Below are 10,479 nucleotides of genomic sequence, written 5' to 3'. Positions count from 1 at the left end.
CCATAGTTGGTGCCGGCATTCCGGCCGCCACCGGCATGGCGCTGTCAATGCAGATCCTCGGCACCGGCAATGTCGCCATGTGCGTTTTCGGCGACGGCGCCGCCCAGACCGGCATCTGCCACGAGGCCATGAACATGGCGGGGCTGTGGAAGCTGCCGGTCGTCTTCGTGCTCGAACACAACCAGTTCGGCCTGACCGTTCCCTCAGAAGTCCAGTCGCCGGTAGAGGATCTGTCGATCCGTGCCGCCGGCTATGCGATGCCGGCCGAGATCGTCGACGGCAACGACGCCGTGGCCGTCTATCGCGCCGTATCGGCCATGGTCGAGCGTGCCCGGCGTGGCGAGGGTCCCGGCATGGTCGAATGCAAGACCTACCGCATCGAGGGTTTTTCCACCTCCGACATGGGCGGTTACCAGAAGTCGGAGGACATTGCGGCCTGGAAGGCGCGTGATCCACTGCTCGTCTCGCGCAAGGCGCTTTTGGGCGACGTCGGCGAGGCGAAACTCGCCGGGATCGAGGCCGCGGCCAAGGCCGAGGTCGACGAGGCATTCGCGGCCGCACTGTCCGACCCGATGCCAGAGTTTTTCGTCGACGAAGCCTGCAACCCCTACAGCGAGGCGCACTGACATGGCCATGATGCGGTACGCCGAAGCGCTCAATGCGGCACTGCGCGAAGAGATGCAGGCCGACCCTTCCGTTTTCGTCTTCGGCGAGGACATCGGCCGCTATGGCGGCGTCTTCAAGGTGACGAAAGGGCTGATAGAGGAATTCGGCGAAACGCGGGTGCGCGACACGCCAATCTCCGAACAGGCGCTGACCGCCATGGCCGTGACCGCCGCGATGACCGGCACGCGGCCGGTGCTTGAAATCATGTATGCGGATTTCGTGCCGCTGACGCTCGATGCGCTGGTCAACCAGGCCTCGATCTACAATTACATTTGGAACGGCCAGGTGAAGATGCCGTTCGTGCTGCGCACGCAGGGCGGCGGCGGCGCCGGCGCCGGCGCGCAGCACTCCAAGTCGCTCGATTCCATGCTTGCCCACATACCCGGCATCAAGGTCGTTGCTCCTTCGACGCCCGCCGACGCCAAGGGCATGCTGAAGGCCGCGATCCGCGATGACCAGCCGGTGATCTTCCTCGAGCACAAGCTGCTCTACAACACCCGCGGTGAGGTGCCGGACGGCGACGTGATCGTGCCGCTCGGCAAGGCGGCAACCCTGCGCGAAGGCAACGACATCTCGATCTTCGCCACCTCCAAGATGGTGGTGGAGGCGCTGAAAGCCGCGGATCTTCTCGCAGCCGACGGTGTTTCGGCCGAAATCGTCGATCTCCGGTCGCTGCGCCCACTCGACGTCAACGCCATCGTCGCCTCGATCTCGAAAACGCACCATGCCGTCGTGGTCAACGAAGGCTGGCGCTTCTGCGGTTATGCCGCCGAGCTGTCGGCAACGATCATGGACCATGCCTTCGATGAGCTCGACGCGCCGGTCGCGCGCGTCACCTTGCCGGACATGCCGATCCCCTATTCCGAACCGCTGGAAACGGCGATGCTGCCAAGTGCCGAGAAAATCCGCGCTGCCGCGCTAAAGACGCTGAAGTGACGGGGGCGACGGCGATGGCGACCCACCCGATCAGCATCGACAGCGCCGGCGGCGAATATATGGAATCCGTGCTGGTGATCAGCTGGGCGGTGAAATCCGGCGACCCGGTCAAGGCCGGCGATCTTCTCGTCACCGTCGAAACGGCCAAGGCCGCAACCGAAATCGAAGCCGACCGCGACGGCTGGCTGGCGGAAATCTTCTTCGCCGAGGGACAGGAAGCGCCGGTGGGCGCGGTGCTCGGCACGATCGCCGATGAGAAACCGATAGTTGGCGGGAAGCCGATCGCTGGCCAATCCGCTTCGATCGCGCCGGCCACTGCGACGGCTGTAGAACCCAATCCGCGCGAGCCTGTGGCCAGCGAAGCGCCTTCCTCCATCCGACCGCCCGGCAGCCGTGCAATCGCAAGCCCGCTGGCCCGGCGGCTTGCCGCCGCGGCCGAGCTCGACCTTGCCACCATTTCGGGAAGCGGCCCGCACGGGCGCATCAAGAAGCGCGACATCGATGCTGCCCTTGCTGCCCGCTCGAACGAACATGACGGTGCAGTTCAGCGGACGACCGCAGTCAAGACATCGTCTGTTGCCGCGCCGGCGCTGGCCCGACAGACGGTGCCGGTGGTCCTCATCCATGGCTTCGGGGCGGATAGCTCCGTGTGGCGGCAGGTCGTGCCCTTGCTCGGAACAGGGATCGAGACGATCAGCCTCGACCTGCCTGGCCATGGTGCGGAAGCGGCAAAGCCTGCAAGGAGCATCGAGGAGATCGCCTTCCTCCTCTCAGACCGGCTGGAGGAGATGGGCGTGGGCAATGCCCATCTCGTCGGCCATTCCCTGGGCGGCGCGGCGGCTCTCGCGCTCGCCCGGCTTGGCCATCTCGCGGTACGCTCCGTCACGCTCCTTGCCCCTGGCGGGCTTGGCCCCGAGATCAATGCAGGCTTCATTGCCGGACTTGCGCGCGCGACCACGGCGCAGGCCCTGGAGCGGTGGCTGACGGTGATGGTCGGCGACCCCTCGGCCTTGCCGGTCGGTTATGCGCAGGCCGCGCTCAGGCAGATGGAAAAGACCGGCAATCGCGACGCGCTCGCTGCGATGGCCGAAAGCCTCTTCCCGGACGGCACGCAGGGGTTCGACCTAACGGGTGCGCTCGCTGCGGTCGCTGTGCCGACGCGGCTCATCTGGGGCAGGCTCGACCGCGTCATCCCGGTCGCTCATGCAGTCCGCGCGCCGGGCTTCACTGCTGTTCATCTTCTCGATGGCGTCGGCCATGTACCGCAGATTGAAGCGCCGGCGCTCACAGCCCGGCTGATCACCGAGACGGTGCGAAGCGCCGGCTGAGCCGACAAGACCATCACGCCGGCGCCGAAGGCACCGGATACAGAACGCCAGAAGGAGTGCTCGATATGATTTTCGACCATCGCACCTATACCGCCCGCCCGAACAAGCTGTCGCATTTCCTGAAACTCTATGAAGACGTCGGCCTGCCGATGCAGCAGCATTATCTGGGCGAGCCCTTCGGCTTCTTCCAGACGCACATCGGCGACCTGTCGCGCACCGTGCATCTGTGGAAATATGAAAGCCTGGCCGATCGGGAAGAGCGCCGCGACCGCATGGAAGCCGATCCCGAATGGCAGGCCTATCGGCGCAAGGTGATCGAGACCGATTATCTTCTCGACATGCGCAACCAGATCCTCAAACCTGTCTCCTTCTTCAATCCCGGAAAGTAAGATGGACCTGATTTTCTCGGCTGAAGGGCGCAACTGGCCGTTGCGCCTGACCGGCGATGCCGACCGCACGCGCCGTGCGCTGCTTTCGGCCCTGCCGATGCGCCTGCAGCTTCACACGCCCAAAATCGCCGGCAGCCATATCTATTGGCATGCTCCCTTCGTCGAGGATATCGAAGGTGCCACGCATGTGCTTTCCGCAACCGCCGGCGCCTTCATCTACTGGCCGGTGCGGCAGTTCCTCGAAATCACCTTCGCGCCGCTCCAGGCGGAAAATGCCGAGATCACCGTTCTCGGCCATCTCGACGCGCCGGTGGAAGGCATTGCCGAGCTTGCCGCGACGCTGAAGCGGGATCAGGGCCGCCGTATTCTGGAAGGCACACTTGTCCGGTCGGATCGCGGCGTGTCCGAGCCTTCGCCGCCATTGTCGCTGCCGCAGAATATCATCGCCGCGCGCAAGGCGCTGTGGGCGTCCTGTCCCGCCGACATCAGCCGGGTCACCGCGTCACGCGCCATCATGCACCCGGCAGGTCCCGTTTTCACCGCGGAGTCGGAAGCGCGGGTGCTGCACGAATTCCTGTGGTGGGTCCGCGCCGAGCGCGGCAGGAAGGACGAATTGGTGCTGCGCCAGGTGGCAGCAATCGCACTCGACAAGACCGCGACCCGCCTGCGCGACTTCTGCCACATGGAGGAAACGCCGGCCCTGCTTTTCCGGCTCAAGGCGGCGATGGACGATCGGCATCCTTTCGACACCCTGATCGACGAGGCAATCCTGGTTGCCGGACGGATCGGCGCCTGGCTCGATCTTCTCATCCCGTGGAACGACCTCAACGAGGCCTTCCGCGCAGCGCTTGACGGCAGGAAGGCCAGGTGATGCAAAAACTGACCATCGGCATTGTCGGTTTCGGCGTCATCGGGCAGCGCTGGACGGCTTGCTTTGCCCATGCCGGGCACGCGGTGCGCGTGTTCGATCCGAGGGAGCGGCGCGAAGCGGCTTTCAATGAGGTGCTGCCTGCGCTCATGGCCGACCTCGATGCGCTGCAAGGATCCTCGCACGCGCCCGGTGCGATCCGTCTTTTCCCGACACTCGCCGAGACGCTCGAAGGGGTCGATTTCGTGCAGGAGAACGGCCCGGAAGACCTGGCCCTCAAGCGCCGGCTGCTGGCCGAAATCGAAGACCATGTCGCTGACGAGGTCGTCATCGCTTCCTCCTCCTCGGCCCTGCTGGTGTCCGACATGCAGGACGAGTGCCGCTTGCCCGGCCGCGTCGTGCTCGGTCATCCCTTCAATCCGGCGCATCTGATGCCGCTGGTCGAGATCGTCGGCGGCAAGGCGTCCGATCCGCAGGCAATCGTCCGGGCACACGCCATCTATGAGGCCATCGGCAAGAAGCCAGTGACGCTCAACCGGGAAGTGACCGGCCATATCGCCTTGCGCCTGATGGGCGCCATGTGGCGCGAGGCGATCGCGCTGGTGCGCGACGGCGTCGCTTCAGTCGAGGACGTGGATCGTGCCTTCATGTATGGGCCGGGTGCGAAATGGACCCTGCAAGGTTCGTTCATTTCCAACAGCCTCAACGCCGATGGCATCGAGGACTTCCTGCGCAAATATGGCCCGACCTATCAGGCGATCTGGGACACGCTGCTCGACGCAAGGCTCGACAACGAGACCATCCGCGCGATCACGGCTTCGACAGGGGCCGCCGTGAACGGACGCAGCCAGGACGACCTGAAGGCCGAGCGTGAGGCAGGTTTGGTCGGCATTTTGAAAACGGTGGCTGAACACGGCGCGCTTTGACATCGCAGCTCAGGAGAACACCCATGAGTTACCGCACTGCCCTCGTTACCGGCGCCTCGAAAGGCATCGGCGCGGCAATCGTCGAGAGCCTGATCGCGGAAGGATTGACCGTCCATGCACTGGCGCGCAACCATGATGCGCTGCAGGTCCTGCAGGCGCGGCTCGGGCCACGCGTAAAACCGCTTGTCGCCGATGTGCGCGACCACGAAGCGATCGCGGCTGCGCTCGGTGCGGCGGAAATCGATGTGCTGATCAACAACGCCGGCGGTCTGGCGACGGTGCGCCCGCTGCATGAGCAAAGCGCGGAGGAAACAGCCGAGGTGGTGGCGCTGAACCTCACCGCGCCCTTGCAGCTCATCCGTCTGTTGCTGCCGGGCATGATCGCGCGCAAGCGCGGCCACATCTTCAACCTGACCAGCACGGCGGCCAGCGCCGTCTTTCCCGGCACGACGATCTACGGTGCGGCCAAGGCCGGCCTTTCCCAAGCCGGCCGCATCCTGCGCTTCGATCTCGCCGGCACCGGCGTGCGGCTGACCGAGATCGCCCCCGGTCGCGTGGAAACGGATTTCTACCTGAAGGCCTTCGACGGCGACCGCGAGGGCCTGCGCAAGCGCATGTACTCGCAACAGCGGCCGCTCGGCCCGGGCGACATTGCCGCCGTGCTTGTTGCCGCGCTGCGGATGCCGGACCATGTCGACATCGCCGAACTGACTGTCGCGCCAAGCGAACAGGCACCCGGCGGCCATGTCTATCCGGCCGCACCCCAACGATGAGCGGACTGCGGGGTATCAGCAACGCCTCGCATCAGCCTGGGCCTGTCAATTTGTCGAGCACGGCCGTGCAAGCCTCCTCCCAGGCCGCCGGCACGCCGCGCGCCGAAAGCACCCGCAGCCCCCGCTCGGTGATGCCGCCCGGTGTCACCAACTCCTCGAGCATCTGATCCATCGGCTGGTCCGTCTCGTCAATCAGCCGCCCGGCGGCCACGAATGTCAGCGCCGTCAGCCGGCGGCCAATTGCCGGGTCGAGACCTCGGGCACTCGACCATTCAGTCGTCCTGCGGATCAGATCCTGCACCCAGCCATAGATGGCGGCATTGATGGTGGCCACCTCGAAGTCCGTTTCGCTGACCAGAGCGATCGAGGGGCCGAGCCGGTCGAGAACCGCCCGCGCCTGCTCAAGGTCGGGGAAATAGATCGTCGGACTGGCACAGATTTCGGAAGCCGTGAACGGCATGGCGCGCACCGCGCGCGCGGGCGCGACAGCGAACCGCGACAGCGCTACGCCGGCGCAAACCGAAACCACCACCTGGTCCTTGCGCCACGGCAGGCCGGCGACCGCGTCCGGCGCATGGGCGGGCCGTACGGCGACAATGACGACCTCGGACCGTTCGACGAGATCGCGATTGTCGATCGCCAGCCGAAAACCGTGCTGGTCGGAGAGTGCCGCCGCCTTGCCGCGCGGCGACAGCACGATTGCCGCGGGATCGAGCCCGGAACGCAGGAACCCGGCCAGCATGGACGTCGCCAGATGCCCGACACCAAGAATGCCTACAATCATTGTTGTCCCCCGGATTTAAACCTGCTGCTTGCCATTCACACGAAGTTGGGAAAGAAAGGCGCTCTACAAAGTGTAGACACAACCTGCATACAAATCAGATGAGAATCGTCGTGACCGAACGAGCCGAGACCAGCGCCGATAGCGATCCGTCCCTTGCCGCCGAGGCCGAAACGCGCCGCGCTGCCGACAGCAGCGAACGCGCCTACAACACCATCCGCAAGCTTCTGGTCGAGTTCAAGCTGAAGCCCGGGGAACGCATCAATGAGGTCCAGCTTTCGCGCAGCCTCGGCGTTTCGCGCACACCGATCCGCGAGGCGCTGAACCGGCTCGCCTCCGAGGGTTTCGTTTCGCTCACGCCCAATCGCGGCTTTTTCGTCAGAAGCCTCAGCACCGAGGGCCTGCTCGACCTCTACGAGTTCCGCTCGATCATCGAATGCGCTGCTTTCAAGCTGATGTGCGAACGCGCCGACGACAGTGAAATCGACCGGCTGCGGAGCTACTGGGAAGCGATCGTCGACGCCTACCCGGACCAGCCGCCGGATGTCATCCTGGCCGAGGACGAAGGCTTCCATCTGCTCATTGCCGAACTGTCGGGAAATCCGGAACTTGTCGGCCAGCTCAGCTCCATCAATGCGCGCATCCGCTTCATCCGCCGCATCCAGATCGAACATCCCTCGCATGACAAGGCGCAGATCACCTCTCATTCGGCCATCGTCGATGCCGCCGTCAGGCGGGATGCCGAAAACGGCATGAAACTGCTGCGCGAACATATCGAAATGACCGTCTCCGCCACGCAACAGGCGCTCAAGGACGCCCTGCTCAAGGTGTTCGCGCCCGGTAACGGCGCCGATCTGAAGCGCCGGCGAAGGGCGCGCGACGCATAATCGATATCTGAGCACAAAATTGAACGCAATAGTGTCGACACTTTCTTGACGACAGTCTCTTTGTCTGCTTCGATGGGTTCCAAGGGAGAGAAGACCGGAACGGCCGCTCCTGCTGTGACCAGTAGCCAAGGGGAACCATCATGAGAAAATTTATCGCCACACTCATTCTCGGAGCATCGCTATTCGCGGGCCCGGCCATGGCCGAGCAGATCACGATTGGTCTATCCGCTCCGCTCTCCGGCCCGCAGGCCTATTTCGGCACCACATGGCATAATGGCTTCAAGCTCTATGTCGACAAGCTGAACGCCGATGGCGGGGTCAATGGTGTGACCGTCGCCTATGAACAGGAAGACGACAAGGCAGATCCGCGCGAGGGAACGCTCGTGGCGCAGAAGTTCTGCGACAATGACCAGATCGTCCTCGGCCTCGTCAACTTCAATTCCGGCGTCGCCCAGTCCACCTTGCCGATCTATGAGGATTGCTCGCTGCCGACGATGACCTTCGGCTCCAACCCATCGCTGACCAAGCAGGGCTACAAGCTTATGGTGCGCCCGGTCGCGAACGATCTGGCGGGCGCGCTGCTGCCGGCTGAATACGCGCTCGGCAAGCTTGGCGCCAAGACGGCGCTGGTCGTCAACGACAAGCAGGTTTTCGGCCAGGGAATCTCCGAAATCTTCGCCAAGAACTTCGAGAATGGCGGCGGCAAGGTCATCGACACGATTTCGGTCGCGCCAAGCGATGTGGACTTCGCCGCCGTGCTGGCGCAGATCAAGCCGAAGAAGCCCGACGTCATCTATCTCGGTGCCGTCATGCCGCAGCTGGCGCTCTTTGCAAAACAGATGCATGAGCAAGGCATCACCGCCACCCTGATCGTACCCGACGGCGGCTATACGCCGGACCTGATCAAACAGGCCGGCGAGCCCAACGTCCAGGGCACGCTCGTCGCCATCCAGGTGCCGCCGATGGATGCCTCGCCGGAGATCGCCGAGTTCGCCAAACTCTACAAGGCCAAGTACGGCGAAGAAGCCGGCCCTTACTCGATCTATGGCTATGTTCAGGGCCAGATCCTCGAACAAGTGCTGAAGACGACCAAGGGCCTGGCGCGCGAGGACATCAACACGGCGCTGCACGCGGTCAAGGTCAAGACCGCCGTGGGTGAACTGGAATTCGACGAAACGGGCGAACTTAAAGTCGCCCCATCGTACCTCTACAAGGTCGAGGGATCGAAGTTCCAGCTTGTCGGCTCGAAATAGCAGCCGGGCGCCGGAGCCGCCTGCTTTTTTTAAAGGCGGCTCCTCTTGCCTGTCGACGGCCGCGCCTGACAAGAGTGCGACGGACCGTCGATCGGGAACCCATTGCACAGGACATCGGCCCATGCTGGGAAACCTCATTCAACAGACGGTCAACGCGTTGACCATCGGCTCGATCTACGCGCTGATCGCGCTCGGCTACACGATGGTCTATGGCGTGCTGCGCATGATCAATTTCGCCCATGGCGAGATGTTCATGCTCGGTGCCTATGTCGCCTTTCTGATCCTCAGCATGCTCGTCGGCGATATCGGCATGGCGGGCGCGATTGCGCTTACCGTGGCCTTTGTCGTCGCTGTCTTCCTGGTGGGCTTCATCGGCGTCGGCATTGAACGCATTGCCTACAAGCCGTTGCGAAATTCTACCCGGCTTGCGCCGATGCTGTCCTCGCTTGGCGTTTCGCTTTCGCTGGTCACCGGCATGCAGATTCTTGCCGGCCCGCAGCCGGTCGCCTTTCCGAGCTTCTTTCCCGTCGTCCGCTATGAAGTGCTGGGTGGCACCATCACCTCGATGCAGATCGGCATCCTCGTCGCCGCCTTCGTGTTGATGTTCGGCCTGCATTTCCTCGTCAACCGCAGCCGTATCGGCATCATCGTGCGTGCCGTTTCGGAAAGCCGCCCCACCGCACAGCTTCTGGGCATCAACGTCAACGGCGCGATCTCGATGGTGTTCTTTGTCGGCCCGCTGCTCGGCGCGGCCGGCGGCATCCTCTATGCCAGCTATTACGGCATCATGTCGCCGACCATGGGCGCCGTCATTGGCCTGAAGGCCTTCACCGCGGCGATCCTCGGCGGCATCGGTTCCATTCCCGGCGCCATGCTTGGTGCCTTCATCCTCGCCTTCGTCGAAGTCGGCGGAACCGCGCTGCTGCCCGTCATCACCCATGGCGTGCTGGGCACCGAATATCGCGACGTGCTCACCTTCGCGATCCTCATACTCGTGCTTCTCGTTCGTCCCGCCGGCATATTGGGCGAGGCCGTGTCCGAGGAAAGCATCGTGTACAAGAGGGAGTTCTGATGTCCGTCGCCGAGAGCCTCGCGGCTGCCAGGCCGCGTTCAAGCCGGGCCGTCGCGTTCCTTGTCTTTGCCATCGCAATCGCGCTGATCGCGGCGACGCCCTTCCTGCCCAACTACTACATCCGTGTCATCGACAGCCTGCTGATCTACATCCTGCTCGGCATCGGCCTGAACATCGTGATCGGCTATACTGGCCTGCTCGATCTCGGCTTCGTCGCCTTCTACGCGGTCGGTGCCTATAGCTACGCACTGCTGGCCAGCCCCCAGCTCGACCTGCACCTGCCCTTCCTGCTCATTCTGCTCGTCGCCGCCTGCCTTGGCGCGATCACCGGCATATTGCTCGGCATCCCGGTGTTGAGATTGCGCGGCGACTATCTTGCCATCGTCACACTCGGCTTCGGCGAGATCGTGCGCATCATCATCAACAATGTCGACTGGCTTACCGGCGGGCCGAAAGGCATCGCCCGCCTCGACAAGGCTTCGATCCTCGGCATCCAGATCGCCCGGCCCGTCGATTTCTTCTGGCTTCTGCTCGTCGTCGTGCTGCTGGCCGGGCTTGTCGCCTGGCGGCTGGAGCGGTCCATCCTTTGCAAGGCCTGGG

The 10,479-nt window shown here is 63.9% G+C and carries 11 protein-coding genes and 1 pseudogene; 11 read left to right on the top strand and 1 reads right to left on the bottom strand.

All coding sequences use genetic code 11. From position 1 onward, the window contains the following. The 7 genes from EN935_RS09945 to EN935_RS09915 all read left to right on the top strand — a co-directional run. Positions 1-626 (top strand): thiamine pyrophosphate-dependent dehydrogenase E1 component subunit alpha (locus tag EN935_RS09945; RefSeq protein ID WP_164771066.1); only part of this gene is annotated, 626 nt, incomplete at its 5' end. Position 627: 1 nt separating this feature from the next. Continuing rightward, entirely contained in the window at positions 628-1,602 is a 975-nt protein-coding gene (locus EN935_RS09940) for an alpha-ketoacid dehydrogenase subunit beta (protein WP_127264965.1), read from the top strand. A 14-nt stretch (positions 1,603-1,616) separates the two neighbouring features. Beyond that, positions 1,617-2,930: an acetoin dehydrogenase dihydrolipoyllysine-residue acetyltransferase subunit gene (locus tag EN935_RS09935; protein ID WP_127264966.1), complete on the top strand. Its 1,314-nt coding sequence runs from the start codon at positions 1,617-1,619 to the stop codon at positions 2,928-2,930. A 65-nt stretch (positions 2,931-2,995) separates the two neighbouring features. Next, the gene (locus EN935_RS09930; RefSeq protein ID WP_127264967.1) at positions 2,996-3,319 is read left to right on the top strand and encodes an NIPSNAP family protein; all 324 of its coding nucleotides are present in this window, start codon (positions 2,996-2,998) and stop codon (positions 3,317-3,319) included. A 1-nt stretch (position 3,320) separates the two neighbouring features. Further along, on the top strand, positions 3,321-4,190 hold the full coding sequence (locus EN935_RS09925; protein ID WP_127264968.1) for a hypothetical protein: 870 nt from the start codon (positions 3,321-3,323) through the stop codon (positions 4,188-4,190). Beyond that, entirely contained in the window at positions 4,190-5,113 is a 924-nt protein-coding gene (locus tag EN935_RS09920; RefSeq protein WP_127264969.1) for a 3-hydroxyacyl-CoA dehydrogenase NAD-binding domain-containing protein, read from the top strand. The genes EN935_RS09925 and EN935_RS09920 overlap by 1 nt, the downstream gene beginning before the upstream one ends. Positions 5,114-5,136: 23 nt before the next feature. Then, a complete protein-coding gene (locus EN935_RS09915) occupies positions 5,137-5,886 on the top strand; it encodes an SDR family oxidoreductase (protein WP_127264970.1) in 750 nt (249 codons plus the stop codon). A gap of 31 nt (positions 5,887-5,917) precedes the next feature. Here the strand turns inward: EN935_RS09915 and EN935_RS09910 are convergent, their stop codons facing one another. Beyond that, complete coding sequence (locus EN935_RS09910; RefSeq protein ID WP_127264971.1) at positions 5,918-6,670, bottom strand: NAD(P)-binding domain-containing protein; 753 nt, start codon at positions 6,668-6,670, stop codon at positions 5,918-5,920. Between the two features lie 110 nt (positions 6,671-6,780). On the opposite strand from EN935_RS09910, the gene EN935_RS09905 reads away from it, so the two are divergent. The 4 genes and pseudogenes from EN935_RS09905 to EN935_RS09890 all read left to right on the top strand — a co-directional run. Further along, complete coding sequence (locus tag EN935_RS09905) at positions 6,781-7,554, top strand: GntR family transcriptional regulator (protein WP_164548788.1); 774 nt, start codon at positions 6,781-6,783, stop codon at positions 7,552-7,554. 140 nt (positions 7,555-7,694) lie between these two features. Then, a complete protein-coding gene (locus EN935_RS09900; RefSeq protein WP_127264972.1) occupies positions 7,695-8,807 on the top strand; it encodes a branched-chain amino acid ABC transporter substrate-binding protein in 1,113 nt (370 codons plus the stop codon). A gap of 121 nt (positions 8,808-8,928) precedes the next feature. Next, positions 8,929-9,879 carry a branched-chain amino acid ABC transporter permease gene (locus EN935_RS09895; RefSeq protein ID WP_245468947.1) on the top strand — a complete coding sequence of 317 codons (951 nt, stop codon included), beginning with the start codon at positions 8,929-8,931 and terminating at the stop codon, positions 9,877-9,879. Beyond that, positions 9,879-10,479 (top strand): annotated as a pseudogene (locus EN935_RS09890) (branched-chain amino acid ABC transporter permease); the annotation flags it as partial. The gene EN935_RS09895 and the pseudogene EN935_RS09890, both read left to right, overlap by 1 nt.

This window comes from Mesorhizobium sp. M7D.F.Ca.US.004.03.1.1 (assembly GCF_003998635.1).
GTDB classification, from domain to species: domain Bacteria; phylum Pseudomonadota; class Alphaproteobacteria; order Rhizobiales; family Rhizobiaceae; genus Mesorhizobium; species Mesorhizobium loti.
This window is presented reverse-complemented; position numbering and strand designations above follow the sequence as displayed.

Bases quoted from the DNA above. Each gene is read 5' to 3' on its own strand.
- EN935_RS09940 (WP_127264965.1), top strand. From the start codon at position 628: ATGGCCATGATGCGGTACGCCGAAGCGCTCAATGCGGCACTGCGCGAA.
- EN935_RS09935 (WP_127264966.1), top strand. From the start codon at position 1,617: ATGGCGACCCACCCGATCAGCATCGACAGCGCCGGCGGCGAATATATG.
- EN935_RS09930 (WP_127264967.1), top strand. From the start codon at position 2,996: ATGATTTTCGACCATCGCACCTATACCGCCCGCCCGAACAAGCTGTCG.
- EN935_RS09925 (WP_127264968.1), top strand. From the start codon at position 3,321: ATGGACCTGATTTTCTCGGCTGAAGGGCGCAACTGGCCGTTGCGCCTG.
- EN935_RS09920 (WP_127264969.1), top strand. From the start codon at position 4,190: ATGCAAAAACTGACCATCGGCATTGTCGGTTTCGGCGTCATCGGGCAG.
- EN935_RS09915 (WP_127264970.1), top strand. From the start codon at position 5,137: ATGAGTTACCGCACTGCCCTCGTTACCGGCGCCTCGAAAGGCATCGGC.
- EN935_RS09910 (WP_127264971.1), bottom strand. From the start codon at position 6,670: ATGATTGTAGGCATTCTTGGTGTCGGGCATCTGGCGACGTCCATGCTG.
- EN935_RS09900 (WP_127264972.1), top strand. From the start codon at position 7,695: ATGAGAAAATTTATCGCCACACTCATTCTCGGAGCATCGCTATTCGCG.
- EN935_RS09895 (WP_245468947.1), top strand. From the start codon at position 8,929: ATGCTGGGAAACCTCATTCAACAGACGGTCAACGCGTTGACCATCGGC.